This is a genomic window from Hymenobacter sp. (assembly GCF_031398885.1).
Taxonomy (GTDB): Bacteria; Bacteroidota; Bacteroidia; order Cytophagales; family Hymenobacteraceae; genus Hymenobacter.
In genome coordinates this window covers 1-21,509 of record NZ_JANNOD010000089.1, presented here as the reverse complement: position 1 = coordinate 21,509, position 21,509 = coordinate 1, and the positions used below count along the sequence as shown (strand labels likewise).

17 protein-coding genes and 1 pseudogene are annotated in these 21,509 nt (G+C 65.7%); 6 read left to right on the top strand and 12 right to left on the bottom strand.

From position 1 onward, the window contains the following. Positions 1 to 149: 149 nt before the first annotated feature. The 4 genes from RMO51_RS16985 to RMO51_RS16970 all read left to right on the top strand — a co-directional run bounded on the left by RMO51_RS16985 (position 150) and on the right by RMO51_RS16970 (position 5,177). Entirely contained in the window at positions 150 to 1,139 is a 990-nt protein-coding gene (locus tag RMO51_RS16985; protein ID WP_310396631.1) for a glycosyltransferase, read from the top strand. Between the two features lie 46 nt (positions 1,140 to 1,185). Further along, positions 1,186 to 2,037: a phytanoyl-CoA dioxygenase family protein gene (locus RMO51_RS16980; protein ID WP_310396629.1), complete on the top strand. Its 852-nt coding sequence runs from the start codon at positions 1,186 to 1,188 to the stop codon at positions 2,035 to 2,037. Positions 2,038 to 2,237: 200 nt separating this feature from the next. Further along, positions 2,238 to 3,887, top strand: a complete 1,650-nt coding sequence (locus RMO51_RS16975) for a hypothetical protein (protein WP_310396628.1) — start codon at positions 2,238 to 2,240, stop codon at positions 3,885 to 3,887. 309 nt (positions 3,888 to 4,196) lie between these two features. Further along, on the top strand, positions 4,197 to 5,177 hold the full coding sequence (locus RMO51_RS16970; RefSeq protein WP_310396626.1) for an acyl-ACP desaturase: 981 nt from the start codon (positions 4,197 to 4,199) through the stop codon (positions 5,175 to 5,177). Between the two features lie 349 nt (positions 5,178 to 5,526). Here the strand turns inward: RMO51_RS16970 and RMO51_RS16965 are convergent, their stop codons facing one another. From RMO51_RS16965 to RMO51_RS16955, 3 genes are all read right to left on the bottom strand, one after another. Then, the gene (locus RMO51_RS16965) at positions 5,527 to 5,967 is read right to left on the bottom strand and encodes a DoxX family protein (protein WP_310396624.1); all 441 of its coding nucleotides are present in this window, start codon (positions 5,965 to 5,967) and stop codon (positions 5,527 to 5,529) included. Between the two features lie 335 nt (positions 5,968 to 6,302). Beyond that, positions 6,303 to 7,148 carry a methylated-DNA--[protein]-cysteine S-methyltransferase gene (locus RMO51_RS16960; RefSeq protein ID WP_310396623.1) on the bottom strand — a complete coding sequence of 282 codons (846 nt, stop codon included), beginning with the start codon at positions 7,146 to 7,148 and terminating at the stop codon, positions 6,303 to 6,305. 211 nt (positions 7,149 to 7,359) lie between these two features. Further along, positions 7,360 to 7,641, bottom strand: a complete 282-nt coding sequence (locus tag RMO51_RS16955; RefSeq protein ID WP_310396621.1) for a DUF427 domain-containing protein — start codon at positions 7,639 to 7,641, stop codon at positions 7,360 to 7,362. Between the two features lie 220 nt (positions 7,642 to 7,861). Between RMO51_RS16955 and RMO51_RS16950 the strand changes: the two genes are divergently transcribed. Together RMO51_RS16950 and RMO51_RS16945 are read left to right on the top strand one after the other, a co-directional pair. After that, entirely contained in the window at positions 7,862 to 8,971 is a 1,110-nt protein-coding gene (locus RMO51_RS16950; RefSeq protein WP_310396619.1) for a VWA domain-containing protein, read from the top strand. 117 nt (positions 8,972 to 9,088) lie between these two features. Next, a complete protein-coding gene (locus RMO51_RS16945) occupies positions 9,089 to 10,639 on the top strand; it encodes a sigma 54-interacting transcriptional regulator (RefSeq protein WP_310396616.1) in 1,551 nt (516 codons plus the stop codon). 100 nt (positions 10,640 to 10,739) lie between these two features. Here the strand turns inward: RMO51_RS16945 and RMO51_RS16940 are convergent, their stop codons facing one another. The 9 genes and pseudogenes from RMO51_RS16940 to RMO51_RS16900 form a co-directional block, all read right to left on the bottom strand. After that, a complete protein-coding gene (locus RMO51_RS16940) occupies positions 10,740 to 11,150 on the bottom strand; it encodes a HipA N-terminal domain-containing protein (RefSeq protein ID WP_310396615.1) in 411 nt (136 codons plus the stop codon). Further along, positions 11,147 to 12,163: a HipA domain-containing protein gene (locus RMO51_RS16935; protein ID WP_310396614.1), complete on the bottom strand. Its 1,017-nt coding sequence runs from the start codon at positions 12,161 to 12,163 to the stop codon at positions 11,147 to 11,149. The genes RMO51_RS16940 and RMO51_RS16935 overlap by 4 nt, the downstream gene beginning before the upstream one ends. 6 nt (positions 12,164 to 12,169) lie before the next feature. Further along, entirely contained in the window at positions 12,170 to 15,664 is a 3,495-nt protein-coding gene (locus RMO51_RS16930; protein ID WP_310396611.1) for a type ISP restriction/modification enzyme, read from the bottom strand. A 269-nt stretch (positions 15,665 to 15,933) separates the two neighbouring features. Continuing rightward, positions 15,934 to 16,500: a hypothetical protein gene (locus RMO51_RS16925; protein ID WP_310396609.1), complete on the bottom strand. Its 567-nt coding sequence runs from the start codon at positions 16,498 to 16,500 to the stop codon at positions 15,934 to 15,936. After that, positions 16,487 to 16,780 carry a hypothetical protein gene (locus RMO51_RS16920; RefSeq protein ID WP_310396608.1) on the bottom strand — a complete coding sequence of 98 codons (294 nt, stop codon included), beginning with the start codon at positions 16,778 to 16,780 and terminating at the stop codon, positions 16,487 to 16,489. Before RMO51_RS16920 ends, RMO51_RS16925 begins: the two co-directional genes overlap by 14 nt. A 3-nt stretch (positions 16,781 to 16,783) precedes the next feature. Continuing rightward, positions 16,784 to 17,779 (bottom strand): ankyrin repeat domain-containing protein, encoded by a 996-nt coding sequence (locus tag RMO51_RS16915; protein ID WP_310396607.1) that lies wholly within the window; start codon positions 17,777 to 17,779, stop codon positions 16,784 to 16,786. Positions 17,780 to 17,781: 2 nt separating this feature from the next. Continuing rightward, on the bottom strand, positions 17,782 to 19,155 hold the full coding sequence (gene tssD / locus RMO51_RS16910; protein ID WP_310396605.1) for a type VI secretion system tube protein TssD: 1,374 nt from the start codon (positions 19,153 to 19,155) through the stop codon (positions 17,782 to 17,784). Positions 19,156 to 19,443: 288 nt separating this feature from the next. Continuing rightward, on the bottom strand, positions 19,444 to 21,207 hold the full coding sequence (locus RMO51_RS16905) for a M14 family metallopeptidase (RefSeq protein WP_310396603.1): 1,764 nt from the start codon (positions 21,205 to 21,207) through the stop codon (positions 19,444 to 19,446). Positions 21,208 to 21,305: 98 nt separating this feature from the next. Beyond that, positions 21,306 to 21,509: pseudogene (locus tag RMO51_RS16900) on the bottom strand (DoxX family protein); the annotation flags it as partial.

Below are 21,509 nucleotides of genomic sequence, written 5' to 3'. Positions count from 1 at the left end.
AGGAATGAGGAATGAGGAATGAGGAATGAGGAATGAGGAATGAGGAATGAGGAATGAGGAATGAGGAATGAGGAATGAGGAATGAGGAATGAGGAATGAGGAATGAGGAATGAGGAATTTTTCTTTGGTTGCTTTGCGGCTTCAACGCCGTGGATAATTCCTCATTCCTCATTCCTCATTCCTCATTAAGCGCAGCGTCCGCAAGCGCAGCGTCCGCGTCCGCGCCCGTCGTTACCATTGTGGCGCTGTGCCACAACCACTCGTCGTTTCTGCGCGAGGCGCTGGACTCCATTCTTAGCCAAACGTATTCCAACCTGGAGGTGTGGCTGGTGGACGATGCGAGCACCGACGGCAGCGCCGCCACGCTGCGCGAGTACGCCGCCCGATACCCCGCCTGGCACCTGCTGCTGCTGCCCGAAAACGTGGGCAACTGCCGCGCCTTCAACCAGGCTTTCCGGCGAAGTCGGGGCGAGTTTGTCATTGACTTTGCCACCGATGACGTGCTTTTGCCCAACCGGGTCAGCCAGCAGGTAGCGGCGTTCCGGGGGGCGGCCCCGTTGGTGGGCATGGTCTATTCCAACGCCGAACTGATAGATGCGGCGGGTCGGCCGCTGGGCCTGCACCACCGGCCCGACGGCCACGGCGGCCGGCGGCCGGCGCCCGCCAGCGGCTGGGTATTTGCCGAAGTGCTGCGCCGCTACTTCATCAGCACGCCCACCATGATGATGCGCCGGGCCTGCCTCCAGCAGTTGGGCGGCTACGACGAGGCGCTGGCCTACGAGGACTTCGACTTCTGGGTGCGGGCCAGCCGGGAGTGGCAGTTTCTGTACCTCGACGAGGTTACCACCCGCAAGCGCCGGCACCCGCGCAGCCTGGGCCGCCGGGCCTACCGCCGCCACGACCCGTTCCTGACCTCCACTATCCGCGTCTGCGAAAAGGCGCTGGCCTTGGTCCGCACCCCGGCCGAGCGCGTCGCCCTGGCCACCCGGCTGCGCTGGGAGCTGCGCCAGGCCGCCCGCCGCCACCGCCACGCCGAGGTGCGGGCGCTGTTCCGGCTGCTGCGCGCCGCCGCCCCGCCCGCGCTGCTCGACCGGGCCCTGGCCGCCTGGAGTAAGGTACGTCTGTCGATTGGGGGTTAATTTTGATAAATTTCCGAGCCCCAAACCTTCCCAGCCCGCGTCGCCCATGACCCCTTCCGACCCGTCGGCCGATGCAGCGCCCTTCGACCACCTGCACCTCAATGGCGAGCCGGTGGCGTACCGGGTAGAGGGCGCGCGCACCACGGCCCCCAATGATTTGGTGTTGCTGGCGCAGGATACCGACCTGAGCGCTTTGGCGCCCTGGGCGGCACCGGGCTTTGCCGTGGTGCCGGGCCTGCCCGCCCCCGCGCAGCAGGCGCTGCAAGCGGGCTTGGCCGACCTGCTGCGCCAGGCCCTGCGGGCGGCCGACTGCCCGGTGGGGCCCGATTTTGACATCCGGCACTACCACCACGCGGTGGGCGAGGACCCGGCCCGGCACCTGGCCGTCATTGCCCAAACCAAGGCCTACGACCTGAGCCGCCTGCCCGTGGCGCCCGCCCTGCTCGAAGGGCTGGTGGGGGCTGCCTGTGGCCAGGCGGTGCGGGCCCACAACCCGCACGTGGGCGAAGCCGTGTTCCACCTGCGCATCGTGCGGCCCAACCGCGCCGACCACAACCCCCTGCACCGCGACGCCTGGCTGCCCCGCTACCACGACGCCCTGAACATCTACCTGCCCGTGGCCGGCAGCACCGCCCGCTCCTCGCTCACGCTCGTGCCCGGCAGCCACCACTGGCCCGAAAGCGCGGTGGAACGCACCGCGGGGGGCGCCATCTACCACGGCGTGCCCTACACCGTGCCGGGCGTGCTGCGTCCCGTGCGCCCGCTCACCATCATCCGCCCCAACCCGGGGCCCGCCGAAGTGCTGGTGTTCTCGCCCTACCTGCTGCACGGCGCCGCCGCCAATCTGAACCACGACGCCACCCGCGTCTCGCTCGAAATGCGGTTTTGGCAGGCCTGATGCCGTCGGACGCCGTTCATTCCTGCGTTTTCGCCGTCCGGGCCGAGCACCGTCCCCTCGGCGCGGGCCCCCGCCCGTGCCCCGCGCCGAGGGGACGGTTTCTGTTCCACGACGGGCGGCACCCCATCTACTTACCCTGAAACTCCTCTAGGGTGAATTTACTTCGCATTTCCGTGCTCAGGAATATTCGTTTAGCCGTTGTGGGCCGCGTTGTTCTGCTGCCTTTAGTCCTGGTGCTGGGCACCGTGGCGGGCCTGGGCAGCTACTGCGAAGCCAGCGACGACACCTCCCTGGCCTGGCTCTTTTCGGGGGTGCTGGCCCTGGGGCCGGTGCCCGCCGTGCCGCTGTATTTCCACGGCTACGGGCACGGGCTGGCGGCGGCGTACGCCGCCTGGCCCGGCGTGCCGTGGTTGGGCGGGCTGCTGGGCGGGCTGCTGTTTGGAGCCACGGCGCTGGTGTTTGCGGTGCTGGACCGGCTATTGCGGCCCTGGCTGCGGCCGGCATCCCTGGTGCTGGTGCTGCTGGTGTTTTTCGGCGTGGCCTGGCTGGAGCACTGGCTGTGGTTCAGCTATGTACGCGTGGCCCTCACGCTGGCGGGGGCCGCCGTGCTCTACGCCGCCCAGCGGCCCACCCGGCGCGGGGCGCTGGCCATCGGGCTGCTGGGCCTGGGCGCGGCGTGGCTTATGCGGCCCAGCCTGGCGGTGGTGGGGTTCGGGGCGGCGCTGCCCGCGGCGCTGCTGCTGGCCGGCAGCTGGCGCCGCGCGGCTCCCCTGGTGCTGGGCGCGGCCGCGGGCCTGGTGCTGGCCTACGGCGCGGCCGCCGCCCGGCGGCCCCCCGCCGAAACCCGCGCCCAGGTGCGGGACGGCTACTACGCCCGGGTGCTGGATTTCGACCAGCTGCGCCCGCAGCCGCGCACCCCGGCCGACAGCCTGGGCACGGCGGCCCTTGGCCTCTGGCTGATGGGCGACGCCACGCTCGTGAACGAGGCGCTGTGCCGCCGGGCGTATCGCTTCGATGCGGCCGACTTTTACGGCCGGGAAGTGCCGACCAAACTCCGGTTGCGGGCCGGGCTGCTGGTGCGCGACTATTTCCCGCTGCTGCTGGCTTTGGCGGCAACGGCGGCGTTCAAGCTGCGTCTGAAGGGCGCGCAGGGTGGGTTTTGGCTGGTGCAGCTTGGTTACGTGGGTGCTCTGGCGGTATTCGCGGGCGTGCTTAAGCTGCCGCCCCGGCTGGAACTGCCCCTGCTCGACTTCTGGCTGCTGACCAACCTGGTTTTTGTGCTGCGCCCGGCCGCCTCGGCCCGCAATCCGGCGGCTGACGGCCGGCTCGTAGCGGGGCCGGGCTCCGACTTCGGCCCGCTCTGGCGGGCGGGCGGCGCGGCGGCTGCCGCGGTGGTGCTCGTGTACGGGGCCAAAACCTTGCACCGCCGGCAGGTGCTGGGCCGGGAGCAGCGCCGCCACGAGCGGGCCTGGGCCGAACTCAGCCGCCTGCCCGGCCCCCGGGTACGGGTGCTGGCGGGCACCAACGATTTGCTCAAAAGCCTGTCGCCCTTTCGCGTGTACACCCCCGGTCCCGGTCCGTTGCTGGTGCTCACCGGCTGGCCGGCGCACGACCCGTCCCAGGCCCGGCTGCGCCAACACCTGGCGGGCACCCCCGACCAGACCGAGTGCCTGCGCCGCCTCACCGCACCCGGTCGCGGCACGCGGTGGCTGCTTTCGGCCGAAACCGCGCGGTGGCTGAACCGCCGCTTCCGGTACGGGGCCCAGCCGGGCCCGGCAGCGGTGCTGCGGCCCGCGGCGGGACTCGCGGCTGATTCTACTCTGCGCTTTTACCGCCCAGCGTCGCGCTGAGGACCCGAACCGACCTCCCGGAAAAATCTAGTTTCGGGGCGCGCCGCGGGCGGATGGTCCGTCCCGTGCTTCGTAATGCCATAATCTTATACCCTGCTCCGCGCTTTAACCACAGACCTTTGCCCGGTGAAATCGTTTCTACAGCAGTTCTCAGGTCAAAGCATGGGCTTCTCGGCTACTCTCCCTGGTGGAGAGGGGGCCGCCCCGCGGTCCCGCAGGGGTTCCGTCCGGGAAGGTTTGCCGGCCGCGCACTACACTTTGACCTGAGAGCTGCTCTAGCCTAATTATTCACGGTTTATACCTCATCCTATGCTTACGTCCACGATGACTTCCCGCGGGGAAGTTTTGCAGCACCTCGAAAGCTTCCTCAAAGACAACATGAGCTCCTTTCTCAAGAGCGTGGAAGACAGCTGGCAGCCCGCTGACTTTTTGCCGGACCCGCGCCTCGACTCGTTTTTCGACCAGGTGAAGGAGCTGCGCGAAAAGGCGTCAAACCTCAGCTACGACCTGCTGGCCGTGCTCATCGGCGACACCATCACCGAGGAAGCCCTGCCCAACTACGAGGCCTGGTTCCACGAAATCGACGGGCTGAACCGCGACCGCGGCAACGGCTGGGCCGAGTGGATTCGGGGCTGGACGGCCGAGGAAAACCGCCACGGCGACTTGCTCAACCGCTACCTCTACCTGAGCGGCCGCGTGAACATGCGCGAGTTTGAGGTGAGCACCCAGTACCTCATCAACGACGGCTTCGACCTCGGCACCGCCCACGACCCGTACCGTTCGTTCGTGTACACGAGCTACCAGGAGCAGGCCACCAACATCTCGCACCGCCGGGTGGGCCAGCTCGCCCGCACCGCCGGCGACGACCAGCTCTCAAAAATCTGCGGCATGATTGCGGGCGACGAAAACCGCCACGCCCGCGTCTACAAGACGTTTGTCGACAAGATTTTTGAGGTGGACCCCAGCGAAATGATGCTGGCTTTCGAGGACATGATGCGCAAGAAAATTGTGATGCCGGCCCACTACATGCGCGAAATGGGCATTGAAATGGGCAAGACCTTCGGCCACTTCACCGACGCCGCCCAGCGCCTAGGCGTGTACACCAGCGCCGACTACACCGACATCCTCGACTCACTCATCCACGACTGGAAAATCGAGCACCGCACCGGCCTCACCGGCGCCGCCGAAAAAGCCCGCGACTACCTCATGGCCCTGCCCAGCCGCCTGCGCCGCGTGGCCGACCGCATGCCCGTGCCCAAACTGGAGTACCAGTTCCGCTGGATTGGCTGAGCAGGGGTGAGTCTTGAAAGTTGAATTACTAGTTTTCTGGACCGGGCGGTTGGTGTGTTGGTCGTCCGACTCCCCTCTCCGCGGGAGAGGGGCCGGGGGTGAGGTTTCCCGGCCACTCCGTGTACACGAACCTGAAAACGACTGTAGTTTTCTGGACCGGGCGGTTGGTGCGTGGTGCTTCAGCGCGATGATGGAAGCTCGCGCTCAACAACCTGCAATTCAAAACCCGGCAATCAGCATACCACGCTTTGGCGGGCGTGGCGAACGGGGCAGTCGTTTCGACTAGGCTACGCTCATTGGCAAACTCCTCTCAGTCTTCACAGGGCGGACCGGCTTGCTGGCGGCTCCCTTACAAGCGGTCCACGGGGGGAACCTGGGTGCTCCGTCTGGCTAAGTACTCAGCCAAAGAGTACCGGCCGGGTCCGTGCAGCAAGAAATACACCCCGCCTATTAACATGGCCAGGGGAGCAATATTCTGGTTGAATGGAAGCCCCTGGTGCACCATGACCAACGCAACGAGGAAATTGCCCACGACGACCAGCGCGGCCGCGCGCGTGGCCACGCCTGCTACCAGCAGCCACCCACAACCAAACTGCGCCCAGGCCGAGAGGTGGGCGCTGAGCATCGGGTAAGGGAAATGGTGCTGCGCCAGAAAGTCGCGAAACTCCACCATGCGGCCGTGGTGGAAGACGTTGTCCTGCGTGCCGTAAATGAGAACCGCGCCCAGGAACAGCCTCAGCAGCAACGTAGCGGTTTCGGGACGGGTTTTGCCCAACCAAGCAGTGGCCATGGGTGCGAGGAAATAGCCGACCGACGAGACCGGCGGGACAGGAATGGGACCTTTCACTCATTTGCAAGGGGCCTCTGGTAGAACGCCCCTTGCATCAAAGCTAAAGCTACCCCGCGGATTCCGTCAATTTCAGGTTTTAAATTGAGGATTGCCGGGCGTATGACTTTGCTACCGCCTATCCGCCGGTCGGCCGCCGGGCCGCTCCCAACCGCCCAATCAGAGCAGTTTTTCGGTCCGCGTACGGGCTGCTTGGCTCCCCGCCCCGCAGGGGTTTCGTGAGGTTTCGCCGGTCGCGCCGTGGACGCTGATTTGAAAACCGCCCACCTAATTCTGGTTCATGCTGCGCGCGCAAGCAAACCGCTTTCCACCCGCGCCGCCTCCCAGCCCAGCAATGCCGCCTTGCGCACGCTGCCCCAGCGGTACTGGCCCAGCGCGCCGGTTTGCCGAATCACGCGGTGGCAGGGGATGAGGTAGCCCACCGGGTTGGCCCCGATGGCCGTGCCCGCCGCCCGCACGGCGCTGCCGCTGCCGGCCGCGTCGGCTAGCTGGGCATAGGTGCGCAGTTCCCCCTCGGGGATGCGCAGCAGGGATTCCCAGATTTTGAGTTGGAACGGCGTGCCTTTGAGGTGCAGGTGCAGCCGGTCGGCGGGCGTGAAGTCGCGGGCGAAAAACCGGGCCACTTGCGCGTGCAACGCAGTATCGGCCGCGATTAGATTTGCGTGGGGCCACTCTTGCCGCAGCGCCGCCACGGCCAGGTCCTCGTCATCCACAAACGCCAGCTTGCAGATGCCGGTGGCCGTGGACGCCACCAGGTAGCGTCCGAACGGGCTTTCGCCGAAGCTGTAGGCAATGGCCAGCGCGGCGCCGCCGTGGCGGTATTCGCCGGGCGTCATGGCTTCCAGGGTCACGAACAAGTCGTGGAGGCGGCCGGTGCCGGAGAGACCGGTTTCGTAGGCGGCCTCGGCCACGGAGGCGTGCTGACGCAGCAGGCGCTTGGCGTGGGCCAGGCTCAGGTATTGCAGAAACTTCTTGGGCGACACGCCAGCCCATTCCTGAAATTTGCGCTGGAAGTGAAACGGGCTCCAGTGGGCGTGCTCGGCCAGTTGCTCCAGGCTGGGCTGGTCCTGAAAGTTGGCGCCGGCGTAGGCGAGCGCGGCGGCGATGCGTTGGTAGTCCGTCATGGCAGTGGGGCTGATTGACTACAAATTTCGAGACTAGCCAGGGCCGAAAAAACCCGATTCTTGCGCAGATATTTAGCAGATATTTAGCGGACAACAAGCCGCCGTGTTAAGCGGAACGAAGCAGCTTATCACGCGTCAACAATTTGTCCGACGGGGATAAGCTGCTTCGCTCCGCTCAACACGGCGGGCGGCCTTCACACTTGCTTACGGCTTACTTCTCCACTTTCACGCCTTTCCAGAAGGCCACGCGGCCCTGGATTTCCTTGGCGGCGTCCTTGGGCTCGGGGTAGTACCAGGCGGCGTCCTTGTTTTGCTGGCCGGCCACGTTGAGGGAGTAGTAGCTGGCGCGGCCTTTCCAGGGGCAGGTGGTTTGGGCGATGCTGTCCTCGAAGAATTCCTTCTTAATGGAGTCGGCGGGGAAGTAGTGGTTGTTTTCGACAACCACGGTGTTGTCGCTCTCGGCGATGACGGTGTTGTTCCAGATGGCTTTCATGTGCTAAGGACTTAGGGGCTTGGGAACTTCGGGTCTGGGAACTTGCGGGCTGGTGGAATGCGGAATGAGCACCACGTCCCCAATCCCCAAAGTCCCCGGGACCCCGATTGAACATTGCCCGCGGCGGCGTTGTTTTCCGGCCCGGCAACCGGCTGGGGGAAATACCTGTTTTCCCGCCCGGCACCGTTCCCTGCTAACTGATAACTGTTCACTGATTATTATGGCTGTTGGCTTCCGCTTCCGCGATTTTGTGCCCGAAGACCAGCCCGAGAAGGGCTTTGAATCCTTGTTTAAGCTGTTCATGCAGCTCGTTACCATCACCTCCGGCGACGTGGGCGAGGCCCTGCAGTGGCTCAACGAGCTCGACAAGCAGTACGGCCTCACCGACGACCAGTACGGCATGGGCAACTTCATCGATGACCTGAAGAAAAAGGGCTACATCGACGAAAACGAGCAGGAAAAGGGCGAGTTCAAGATTACGCCCAAAACCGAGCAGGGCATCCGCAAGAGCGCCTTGGAGGAGATTTTCGGTAAGCTGAAAAAGAGCAGCACCGGCAACCACCGCACCCCCCACACCGGCCAGGGCGACGAGCAGAGCACCGACCTGCGCGAGTTCCGCTTCGGCGACTCGCTGGAGCAGATTCAGATGTCGGAATCCATTCGCAACGCCCAGCTCAACCACGGCCTGAGCGGCGACGACGACTTCATGCTGACCGAGGGCGACCTGGAAGTGCGCGAGAACGAGCACAAGTCCCAGACCAGCACCGTGCTCATGATTGACATCTCGCACTCAATGATACTCTACGGCGAGGACCGCATCACGCCGGCCAAAAAGGTGGCCATGGCCCTGGCCGAGCTGGTGAAGCAGAAGTACCCCAAGGATTTCCTCGACGTCATCGTGTTCGGCAACGACGCCTGGCAGATTGAGGTGAAGGACCTGCCCTACCTGCAAGTCGGCCCCTACCACACCAACACCGTGGCCGGCCTGGAGCTGGCCATGGACCTGCTGCGCAAGCGCAAAACGCCGAACAAGCAGATTTTCATGATTACCGACGGTAAGCCCACCTGCCTGAAGGAGGGCAACGGCTACTATAAAAACGCCTTCGGCCTCGACCGCAAAGTGGTGAACAAGACCTTGAACCTGGCCGCCGCCGCCCGCCGCATCAAAATCCCTATCACCACGTTCATGATTACCTCAGACCCGTACTTGCAAAAGTTCGTGGAGGAATTCACGGAGGTGAACCAGGGCAAGGCGTATTATTCCGGCCTGAAAGGGTTGGGCCACTTGGTGTTCGAGGATTACAAGAAGAACCGGCGCAAGACGCTGTAGGGCCGGGCCTGCCCCCGCCCAAATCGTTGAGCAAGCGTTGTTCAGCATCCTGTTTATTTCCCCATTCATTGTTCACACGGCGGGCAGGGTTAAGCCCGGCCCCCTACAATCCCCTTCATGGCCAACGACCAGCTTCCAACCAACCCTTTGCAGCACATCACCACCCTCGGCCAGTTGAAAAAGTCGGGCTATAAACCCCGCACTGTCAAAGCCGAATTGCGCGAAAACCTTATTCGCAAGCTCCGCCTCAAAGAAGAAGTGTTCCCCGGCATCTTCGGCTACGATGAAACCGTGATTCCCGACCTGCAGCGCGCCATCCTGGCCGGGCACCACATCAACCTGCTGGGCTTGCGTGGCCAGGCCAAAACCCGCATTGCGCGGCTGCTGATAAATTTGTTGGATGAGTGGATGCCCGTGGTGGCCGGTGCCGAGCTAAACGACGACCCCTTGCAGCCGCTGTCGGTGTTCGCCAAAAACCTCATTGCCGAGCACGGCGACAATACGCCCGTGGCCTGGATGCACCGCGACGAGCGCTACACCGAGAAGCTGGCCACGCCCGACGTGTCGGTGGCCGACCTCATCGGCGACGCCGACCCCATCAAGGCGGCCACGCTCAAGCTGCCGTACTCCGACGAGCGGGTGATTCACTTCGGCCTGATTCCGCGGGCGCACCGGGGGATTTTCGTGATTAACGAGCTGCCTGACTTGCAGGCGCGCATTCAGGTGTCGCTGTTCAATATTTTGCAGGAGGGCGACATTCAGATTCGCGGCTTCAAGGTGCGGCTGCCTCTGGATATTCAGTTTGTGTTCACGGCTAACCCCGAGGACTACACCAACCGCGGCAGCATCGTGACGCCGCTCAAGGACCGGATTGACGCGCAGATTATCACGCACTACCCCAAGTCGATTGAAATCGGCAAGCGCATCACCAAGCAGGAAGCCCGCATCAAGGACGAGCAGAAGGGTGTGGTGACCAGCAACGAAATCATCCACGACCTCGTGGAGCAGGTGGCCGTGGAAGCCCGCGGCTCCGAGTTCGTGGATGCCAAGTCGGGCGTATCGGCCCGCCTCACCATCTCGGCCTACGAGCAGGTGGTGGCCGGTGCTGAGCGGCGCGCGCTGGTGAACGGCGAAAAGACCACCTACGTGCGCGTGGGCGACTTTATTTCGGCCGTGCCCGCCATCACGGGCAAGGTGGAGCTGGTGTACGAGGGCGAGCAGGAGGGCGCCGGCATCGTGGCCGAGAAGCTCATGGGCAAGGCCATCCGCACGCTGTTTCTGCAATATTACCCCGACCCCGACAAGAGCAAGAAGCTCAAGAACCGCCCCTCGCCCTACAAAACGGTGCAGGAGTGGTTCGGCAACGGCAACACGCTGGACCTGCTGCACGACGCCAGCACGGCCGACTATAAAAAGGCCCTCGACCAGGTGCCCGGCCTGCGCGACATCGTGACCGAGCTGCACCCCAAGGAAACGCCCGAGCACACCTACTTCCTCATGGAATTCCTGCTGCACGGCCTGGCCGAGCACAGCCTGATTTCGCGCAACCGCCTCACCTCGGGCGCGCAATTCAAGGACCTGCTCTCGTCCATGTTCACCATGCCCAGCTTCGGCGGGGAGGACGACGAGGACGAGGACGACGAGGAGAAGCCCCGCAAGCGGCGGTAGAACACTCGGGATGCTGGTTATTTCAAAAGCCCCGCGTGCCAATCGGTACGCGGGGCTTTTTCACAATCTGGCTGATAAATCTAAAGGTGCCTACCAAAACTTATGCCTCGACGAGCTCTTGCAAGGCGTAAGGGTTTGTAATAGTTCGTTGGCCAAATTCTCGGAGCATCTCGGCCGGATTGTTTAGGTCCAGCTGTTTGTGCTGGGCACGCTCCCGCACGTAAGGTTGGTCGGGGGTGGGAATGCGGCTGGCAAAGAACGGCCACAGGTGGTCGCTGAGGTACACCTTCGCCACGTCGGGAAAGCCCACCAGGGGCTTGATGTGCTGCTGGCGGCGAAAGGCCTCAGCGTACTCAAACCGCCAGGTGCCGCCGTCGAGCAACAGCAGAGTCCCCACTTCCAACTGATGTAGGCACAGCTGAAAGCGCATGGACTGGTGCTGGGGGGTGGCCATGTGCGCCGCGGCGTCGGGGGTCAACCGCCGGAACCACGATTTAAGGGTGTTCATCATAGGATGCTGAGAATAGTGGTGAAGCGGGCTTGCAAACAGCGCTTCATGAAGTCGAGCCGTTCCGGGCTGAGCAGGTCGCCAAATCTAGCGTCGAGCAATTGAAGAGAAGCTGTCAGCCGATGGGGGTGGAAAAAGGCAGTGATTTCGGCTTTTGATAAGCCCGTTTCGGTGTTTACTAACAACCGTACGAGGTCGAAATGGGTTATGTTGGCCTCGCCTTCCCAGCCAATTTTAGCCTGGGACTTGCCTACGTATTTCTGTAGAAACGCTTCGGCCTCCCTCGGTTTACGGTGCAAAGCTACCAACCGGGCTTCGGGCTGGTTCCAGAACAAGCCCCGCGCCGTGTCGTAGATGGGCGAGAAGCACGGCTTGCGCCGACCGGTGAGGTCCCGAACAACGCCGTAGTTATAAAAGTGTCGGTCGTAGTTGCCCACGAGGGCGTCGAAGAGCAACATGCGCACGAAGTCGGCCAGCAGCTCGGCGTAGTGGGCGGGGAACACCGAGCGCAGGGCGGTGCTGAACAGCTGCACCGTTACCAGCTCCCGCTCCCAACCGCGCTGCTCAATTTCCGTGACCAACGTCCGGTCGTGGTCGTTCAGGTAGTCGGCCAGAATGTCGGCCCCGTGCACCAGTTCGGAGTCTTTGCGGTGCAGAAAATAGCGGCTCAAAAAGCGGACTTGACCCCCGGCCCACACCAGCCGCGACTGGGCCATGCGCAATTCCCAGCACTGGCCCAGCTGATTGAGCGCGTACTCAAGAATGCTTTCGGTGGGGTACCATTTCTTGGCTGTTTTGGCGATGTACAGCGGCCAGGTGCGGGGGTTGGCTTTGCGACAGGTGCCGTTGGGCTCGTGCTCGTACACGCGCAGGAACTGTTTGGGCGCTTCGCCGGTGATGGTGTAGCCGGACTGCACCTGGTACTGGTGCTGCTTGAGCGTGGGAATGGCGCCGGGCCGGAAACGCCGATAGCGCGACGTATTGAAGGGCCGGATTGTGAGTAGCTTTTCCTGCATCACGCACTACGATTGACCAGCGGTGGGCAAGGCCGTGGGCGTCAGGCCGGCGGCGTAGGCCGTGTCCAGGGCCGGGGCCAGGGCCAGCAGGGCGGCCAGCCGGCGCACCAGGCGCGTGAATTCCTGCACCTCATCGTAGCGCAGGTCGCGGCCCAGCACGGGGGCGGCGCGGTAGCTGAGCCACTTTTTGAGCACGGGGTAGCCGCCGAGGGTGGTGGCCCACACGGCGGCGGGCACGGCGCCCCAGCAGGCGTCGTCGTTCAGCCACACGTCGAGGTGGCCGGGCGTATCGGGGGTGGGGGAGGTGCGGCCGTTGCCGGGCATCACGGTGCCGTTGGCGCGGGTGCCCCAGCGGGCGCGCAGGCCGAAGTGGCCGGCGGCCGAGTCGAGCTGCTCGGCGGCCCCGGCGCGGTGGCGCATGGCCCCCAGCGGCAGCAGCGCGGCGGCGATGGCCCCGTGCGTGACGCCGGGTACCGGCTGGCGCACGTCGAGCAGGGCCGCCACCTGCCGGCCCAGGGCGGCGCTGGCGTGCAGGGCGGCGGCGGGCGGCAGGGGCAGGCGGGGCCAGTCCTGGCGCAGGGCGCCCGCGTTCTGATTGCGGTAGGCCGGGGCGTGCAGCACGGCCAGGGTGTGGTAAAACAGGGTTTCGGCCGTGGCCCCTTCCCCCACTGCGGCCAGGTAGGCCCGGGCCCGGCTGCTCAGGTTCTCGCGCCGCTCGCCGTTGGAATACATGTCGGGCGCCAGGTAGAGAGGAAAGTAGCTGGCGCCCCGGTCCATCACATCAAGGCAGCCTAACTCCGTGGCAAACTGCGGCTCCGACCATTCGCGTCGGGGCTTTTGCTGGGAGGTAATCCAAGCATTTCCTTCGAAAACATGAGGAAAATAGGTAGCTGATTTCTCGCCTAAAAGTCTTGTCTCAGGTTCCCAATATACCCAACGAACATCCAGGGGACGATAGAAGAAGTGACGCACATATTGAGGCAGAAATCCGCGCCTCACCAGTTGCCGCCGTGTCGCAACGGGGTCGAATCTTTCCGTCTTCTCCATTGCCCGCGGAAACTCAGCTTCAATTTGAGCATCCGAAACGGCAGCGTCAAAGTAGCGGAGCATTCGGCGCTCTAACACTTCGCGGTCGATGTCCACGACAAATTCATCCCGCTTGGTTTGCACCCCCGAGAAGCTAGTCGGGAACACCTCCGGCAGCGTGGGCCACGTCAGGTACTCGGCTTCCACGGCGCGGGGCTTGAAGGGCAGGCCCAGGGCGGGGTTGGGCAGCAGCGTGGTGTAGGCCGGGCCGGCGGTGGGCTCGGGCGCGTCGGCGATGGCGGCCAGCTCCTGGCGCTTGTGCTTGCCCCAAAAGTCGCGGTAGTGCACCACGGCATCGGGGCGGGCGGCGGGGGCGGCGGGGGCCGGGGCGGGCGTTTCGCCCCGCACGAGCAGGGCCACGGCGGCCCCCACCTGAATGCCCTCGCGGTTGAAGGGCGTGCTGAACACCGAGGGGTCGGGGGCGCCGTCGGGGGTGGTTTTGCCGGTGGCGTACTTGTCGCCGTTGAGGTTGTCGACCCAAATGCCGTCGAAGGCTTCGAGGAACCGCTCGCGCAGGCCGGGGTGGCTCAGGCCGTCGAGCCAGGAGTAGTTGGCCACGAAGCAGACCAGGCCGTGGCCGCTGCGCTCGGCAATCTGGCGCTCGGCCATGCGGAAGAATTTTATGTAGAGGTCGTTCAGGCCCTGGCCCTGGGGCGGGGCCGTGCGGGCGGGGTGGCGGTAGGCGTCGGCCAGCCGGTCTTCTTCCGAGCCCAGGGCGCTGAGGCCGGCGTAGCCGTCGTAGGGCGGGTTGCCGATGACCACCACGATGCGCTCCTCGCGCTTCACGTGGCGGGCCATTTCGGCTTCTTCCTGCAGCTCGGGCAGGGCCACGCGCAGCTGTTTTTCGTGGCGGGCGGGGTCCCAGCCGGTGAGGGCGTTGGTGAGGTACACGGCGGCGCGGGCGTCGGGGGGCAGGGGGGCGCCGGCCTCGCGCAGGGCCAATCCCAACTGCAGGTGGGCCACCACGAAGGGGGCCGTCAGAATCTCGAACCCGAACAGGCGGCTGGTGGCGGCCCGGCGCAACTGCTCGGCCCGCAGCGCCCCGGCGCCCTGGGCCGTGAGGGTGGCCCCGATGTGGCGCAGCACTTCCACCAGAAAGGCGCCGGTGCCGCAGCAGGGGTCCAGCACCACCACGCGCTCGTCGGCCAGGCCGTCGGGCAGGTGCAGCTGGGTGCGCAGGGCCCAGTCGACGCGGGCCACCATATAGCGCACCACCTCGGGCGGGGTGTACCACACGCCCAGCTCCTTGCGCAGCTGCGGGTCGTAGGCTTCCAGAAAGGGCTCGTAGAAGTACTGAATGGCCTCGGCCTCGGCGAAGTGCCGGAAAAACCGCTCCCGGTTCACGCGGGCCAGCACCAGGTCGGTGCGGTCGAGGAGGTCGCGCAGGTTCACGCGCCGGAGAAAGGAGCGGGCCCCCACCTGCTCGAATAGCACCTGCATCACGGGCAGCTGCAGGTAGTCGGGGGCGGCGCTCCAGGTGAAGGGCCGGCCCCCTGACGCAGCCTCACCCCCCCGGCCCCCCTCTCCTTCAGAGAGGGGGGAGCCAGGCGACGCAGGCACAAAAGCGTCAGGCTTCCCCCTCTCTGAAGGAGAGGGGGGCCGGGGGGGTGAGGCAACCGGCGAGAACGAAGCCCCGTCGCCGTCGCGGTGCCACAGCACCCAGGCGCTGAACACGCCGTAGAACAGCGTCTGGACCACGGTGGCCCGCAGGAAGCGGGCGCCCTTGGCCCCCTCGAAGCGCACGCCCAGGGTTTCTTCCAGGGCCGTGCGCAGGGGGGCAAGGTGGGCGGGGTCAGCCAGCTCCAGGCGCTGGCGGGCTTCGCGGGCGAAGGCGGCCAGAAACCAGGCCAGGTCCTTAGGCTCGTCGAGGGGGGCGGCGTGGCGCAGGCAGCGCTCCAGAAACGCCCCGAAGCCGGTGGCCAGCGCCGCCGGGGGCGGCGTAGCGCTGTGGCACAGGGTCCAGAAGCCGGCCTCGGTATCGGCCAGAGTAAACGAGTCGAGCAGCAGGGGATAACCGTCGGCGCCTTCGGCCACGAAGGCAAACTGGCGCAGGTTGGTCACCAGTACCTGCCGGTAGCGGTCCCAGTACTTGCTCACTTGGCGGCCGGCCAGCAGCCGGTCGAGCGACTCGGCGGGCCCCTTCACTTCGCCGGCCCCGCGCTCGGGCAGTGCCCCGGCCCGGCGCTCGGGCGGGGTGCCGTCGGCGGGCCGCTCAAACTGCCCGGCCGCAAACAGGCCGAAGTCGGGCCGCCCCGCGCCCAGGTCGGCTAGCTGAAACACGGCCCGCACGGGAGGCTTCAAGGCGGCCCCGGCCGCGTTCAGCAGGTTTTCGAGGGGTCCGTAGTAAGAAGTTTCGGCCGTGGCCGCCCCCGTGGCGCGAATCGCGGCCAGGGCGTGCAAATAGGTAGCAAGCATAGATTAAGAGCGAATAGCCGCGCAAGCTACGCCCCCCGGGCGTACCGCTAAGCTGGGCTGCCACCGGCGGGTGCCCGTCCATACAAGCCCCCACGCAAAACGCCCCCGCGCCAAACCGGCGCGGGGGCGTTTTAAAACCGTCGAAATAAAACTTTACCAGGACAGCGCCGGCCGCCCACCCCGTCCGCGAGTAGGGGGTTTGTTCGTTCCCCGTTCGTTCTTCCTTCGTTCGGACGCCGTTCCCGCTGGCTCGGGCTGGTTTTGTATTATCACAAGGTCCGCGAGGCGATGGTCGAGTGGTTAGGGTTGTCAGTAGCCGTGACGGTGATTTTGTCGCCCGCCAGCGAGGCGTTGGGGGCTGTCGTTCGGTAGTGCCACAGGTTGGGGTCGGCCTGCCGCTGGGCGGGGCCCTCCTCCACGAGGGTACCGTCGCTGTTCTCGATTTTCACCGCTACCGATTTCACGGCGTGGTCGTCGTCGGCCGTCACGACAATCAGTTCGCCCACCTGGCCCGTGTACTCGTCCAGGTCCACGTCCGTGATGTTGGGGGCCTGCATGAAGTCCCGCAGCAGCACGTTGTACACGCTCAGATTCTGCGCCTTGGCCTCCGCGCCGTAGGCCGCCTGCACAGCTGGGTCCTGGTTTTGCCCCTTGGCGTAAATAACCGCCTGCTGAAACTCGGTGCGCTGGGCCGTTTGCCCGGCCGTGGGCGGGCCGGTGGGCGCCTGCGGGGCCACGCTCACCTCGGTGCCCCGGCTCGTTTGCCGAAACACAAGCTGCCCGCCAAGCATCCCGCTCAGCCCCTGCGTCACAATGTTGTTCTTAACCTTTGCCATCTGCTTGAAAATGAATTGGTGGGTAGAAAAATGCCCGGCCGTCAAGCCGAACCGTAGGCAAGGTAAGTGACCGCCAGCAGTTGGCCAAACTACGCCGGCCGCCCCGGCTCTCTGCGCGGCTGGCGGTCGGGCCCGGGTGCCGGGCAAACCGCCGGTCGGGCCGGGCCACGTCCAAGGCGGGCGGGGCGGGGAAGTACGCATCCGGCGCTTCTTCGTAGATGGGGTTGCCCATGCTCAACAGCGGGAACAGGTAGGGCAGGAGCACAGCGGGGAAGTGCATGGCTTAAAGGGGCGGGAAGGGAATGCCTTCGCGCTGCATCCACGCGCGCATTGCTGTGCGGGCTGCTAGCTCCTCCTTGACCCAGGGCTTGCCCACGATGTCGGGCTGGGCGCCGAGCGCGTCGAGCTTGAGGCGCCAGGCGCGGCCCTCGGGCGTCTGCTCCCATTTCGTGCGGATGTCGTGGTAGCGGGCCGCCCCCGAGGAGGGCACGGGGAACTTGACCCCTTTGGCCATGAGCAGGTGCTTGACCTTGATTTGCCAGGCGATGCTTTGGGCGTTGCCAATGTCCTTTTCCTGGGTGCTCAGGGCCACGTCCCCGTTGGCCTTGCGCCAGTCGGCGCCGCGTTCGAGCAGGTAGTGCACTTGTTCAAAGTTGTTGAGGCTGGCCAGGGTGCTGGCCGCCGTGTAGCCCCCGCTGTCGACGGCGTCGATGTCGGCGCCGCGGTCGAGCAGCAGCTTCATGCGGCTGTAGTTGTTAATGTAGATGGCGTTGAGCAGGGCCGGGACCTTGCGTTCGTCCTTGGCGTTGGGGTCGGCCTTGAGGTCGAGCAGGGCGACGAGCAATTCATCTTTGGGCCCCTCGGCGGCGACGTTGACCAGGTGGGTCACGTCCACGCCGCCCCGCTCGTTGGGCAGGCGCAGCGGGCGGTTGACGTCGGCCCCGTGGGCTACCAGGGCCCGCATCGCCTTGACGTGGTGGTGGGAATAGGCCCAGAGCAGGAAGGTGACGCCCTTATTCCCTTCTTGGTTGGGGTCCAGGCCCGGGTGCCGGGCAAAGAGCTGGTCCAGGGCGGCCACGTCGTCGCGGCGGATGGCCCGGGCCACGTCCAGCGCGGGCGGGGCGGGGAAGTACGCCTCCGGCGCTTCTTTGTAGATGGGGTTGGTCTCTGCTTGCATACAGCCGAACAGTTGAAAGGGGAAAAGAAGACACAGCGCCCCCAGGCGCAGCGCGGCCGACAGGCGAACCCGCAAGGCGACCAGGAGTCGGAGCGTCGGCATCGTCATGGGGTGATGAACCGGGTGAGGGTGGCCGTGTCCTGGTCTTTTTCGTGCTCGATGTGCTCCACCATCTGCGGGTTTACCCCGTGACCGTCCATGGCCCGCTCCCAAAGTTCCTTGCCCGGGTTGAGGAACCCGCTCAGCTTTTTTTGCCACTGCGGAGCGGGCGTGACAACGTGGGGGATGCCCAGCGCCTTGGGCAAGACCACGCCCCGGGTCACCACTGAGGCCATTTGCAGGTTGCTGAGCGGGTCAGACGTGGAGCGGTAGGCGTCAATGAGCGCGCCTTTTTCCAGCATTTCCTGGCGCGACACGCCGTAGGGTTCGCGTCCGACCGTGTTCGCGTGCAAGCCCGCGGAGTTGAACGTGTAGCTTTTGGTCCCCGTCACGACACTGGCGGCGCTGGCCAGCCCCCCGCCCAGGGAGTGGCCCGTGGTTTCGACATCAAGTGGGTCAGTTTTTTTCGTGACAGCATCCGCAAGCTTCATTGCCATATTATACTGCTTACTTTCCAAGCCGGCCCCTTGCAGTACGTTAGCGCGGCCATCGTTCCCAAAGAAGTTCTCCGTGCCTTTGTAGGCGATGACCAGCTTGGGCGGGCGCTCGAAAGAAGACTCGTACAGCGCGGCCTTGAAGTTGGACTTGGGGTCGAACAGCATTTCGGGCGACACTCCCTTCTTGGCCAGTTCGCTGGGGTCGAGCATGTGCCAGCCTTCGGGTTCGGGGATGGGCGGCACGGCTGTGCTGCTGTATACGTGGCCGCTGAGGCGGGCCCGCTCCACGGCCACGTTGTTGCGGGCGAGGCGGGTGAGGGCGGTTTGGGCGGCCTCGTCGGGGGTGGCGGCCAGGCCGGTGCCGGCGCGCTGCATCAGCAGCATCCGCGCGTCGTAGCGGCCCTGCTTGTTGAGGGGCAGGGCGGCGGGCAGCGGCGGCATCAAGGGCACCAGCGCGGCCAGGGGGCTGCCGTGCTCGCGGGCGGCGGGGCGCACGTAGGCGGCCGGCCCGCCGGGGGCCATCGTCAGCTCAGGGGCGGCCACGGTCAGGAAGCAGCGGTAGGCCCCCTGGTCGGCGTTGCCCGCTTCGAACTCCTCGCGGTAGCCCACGCAGTGGCCGGCTTCCCACGAGAGGGTTTCGCGGGCGGCCCCGCCCTTGGTCTCGAAGAACACCACGCGCCCGGCCAGGGGCTTGGCGGGGGCGGCGGCCCAGTCCAGCAGGGCGTCCTCGTGGGGCACGTCGAGCACCAGTTCCACTTGGCCGTGGCGGGTTTTCGCAAGGACCCGGCCCCGGCTGTCGGTGGCTTGGGAGAAAGCGTAGGAGCAGTGGCGCACGGGGTAATGTTGCCCCATAATGTGCAGCTCCGCGTAGAAAGAGGCCATAAAATGAAAAGAACACCGCGGTAGGTAGACGCAAGCAAGCGTAAAGCTAGGGCGCAAATCTCCGGCCGGCAACGGCCGGCCCTGAATACGTCTATATGGCAGTGAACCGGCCACCAGGGCAGACGGCTTTCGCTCTTTCAGAACCTGCTTGTGTTAGCCAGCACGCGGTAGCGGTGCACCATTTTGCGTCTTGCCCTTGCACGATTTGGGCCCGTGGCGCGGACGACGAGACGCAAAACAGTGCGCCGCTACCGCGTTTCGACGACCCCCAATCTGAATTCAAACAGCTCAGCCACCCACCCGGCCCGGGCCCAGCCAGCGCGCCACCGGGTAGCGGTTGTGGCCGGGCTCGTGGTAGGCCGAGTTTAGGTACACCCACTCCAGCTGGGCCGCGCCGCTGGCGGCAAAGGTTGGGTTTTCCGCTTTCAGCTTCTCCAGCCGCTGGCGCAGGGCCGGGTCGCGGCCCAGCAGGTCGGCGGCCACGTCCTCGAACACGTAGTCCGAGAAATGCTCCTTCTGCTGGAGCACGCTGTCGAAGAAGCCCCAGGCGAAGAACGAGTCGGTGGCCTGCGGCTCCAGGGTTTCGACGAGGTAGCGGACGGGGGCGGCGTCTGCGGTCAGGTATACCACGTAGTCGCCCCGGCGGAAAGTAGCCGTTTCCGTTACCGCCCGCACCTGCACCTGGCTGTGCACGTAGTGGCCCTCAAACGGGTGCGGGGAGGTTTTAAACTCGTTGAGGTAATACATTTCCACGGGCACCGTAACGTCCTGGGCCAGGGGCTCCAGCGTGGCGCCGTTGCGGCGCAGGAGGTCCGCCACTTCGGCCCAGGCCTGGGGGATGAGGTAGGCGGTGGGGCGGCGGGCGGTGGCGGCGGGCCGGTAGGTGTTGAAGTGCTTCACGGGCCGGGTGAAGGGCGCGGCGCGGTCGTAGTAGAGCCGGGGCTGGCCGCTCACCGCGCTCGGCTTCAGGCGGCCCTCGTAGCCGCGGAACGGCACGGTTTCGAACTCGGTGGCGTCCAGGGTCCAGGCCAGGGGGAAGGTGGTTTGGGCGGCTACCTCGGCCTGCGCGGCGGCGCGGGCGGCGGCCAGGGTGGCGGCCTGCTGGCCCACGGTTTCAAGCACGGTTTTGAGGAAGTCGTACGTGGCGTGCACTCTGGGGCCGAAGGCCTTGAGCATGTGCGTCTCGGGCATGAAGCCGATGGTGTTGAACAGGGCCGCGTAGCCGGTGGAGTAGCGCGGCGTTTCCAGAAAGGCGCGCAGGCCGCTCTCGGGCGTCTGGCCCTCGAAGTCCACGTAGGGCGTCATCGGCCACTTCTTTTTGTCCATGCCCCGGTATAAGGCCGGCAGCAGCTCGCGCTGCAGGTAGGCGCCCAGGGCCGGGGCCAGCTTGTTGTGCTGGGTGGCAATGAGCGTCATCGTGTACTGATAATCAGCACCGTTGGAGGTGTGCGTCTCAACGAACACATCGGGCTGCCATTTCTGAAAGAGCGCCGCAAACGAGCGGGCGTTGCGCGAGTCCTGCTTGACGTAGTCGCGGTTCAAATCCAGGTGCCGGGCGTTGCCCCGGAAGCCGGCTTCGGCCGGGCCGTTCTGGTTCACCCGGCTGGTGGCGCTGCGGTTGAGCATCCCGTCCACGTTGTATACGGGCACGATGACGACCGTGACGCCGGCCAGCAGCTTCCGCAGGGCCTTCTGCTGCAGCAGGTCGCGGGCCAGCATCATGCTCGCGTCGATGCCCTCGGGTTCGCCGGGGTGAATGCCGTTTTGAATGAAGAGCACGCGGCGGTTTTTGCGGCGGGTGCTGGCCGGGTCGGCGTCGCCGTCGGCGCTCAGCACCGCTTCGTGCAGGGGCAGGCCCGCGTCGGTGGGGCCGGCTTCGGCCAGGTGCAGGTGCGGCGAATAGGCGGCGGCCAGCCGCTGGTAGTAGGCGATGCACTCGGCGTAAGTGGCGGTGGTATTGCCCCCGCCGGCCTCAAACGGGGTCCGCCATTCGGGGGCGGGAAGGGGAGCGGGAGCGGTCATCAGCAGCGAAGCAAGGAGTAACGAGAACATGGGCGAAAGTAGCGCGCAACGGCGCTTCGCGTCCCCGGGCGATGCCTGAACGATGCCCGGGCGGTGCGGGGACGCGCCGCCCCGCTGCGCACTGCGGCTTAACGCTGCCGGCTGCCGCGCAGCCGCTCGTCGAGGCTGTAGCGGCCTGGCCCGGCCAGCAGCAGCCCCAGAAACACGAACGCCGACTCCAGCGCGTGCGCGTAGTCGTTGAAGCCGTCGCCCTTGCTCACGTGCATCACCGTGGCCATTATCATGGTCACCAGCAGCCCGAAGCACGCCACCCGAAACCCCAGGCCCAGCCC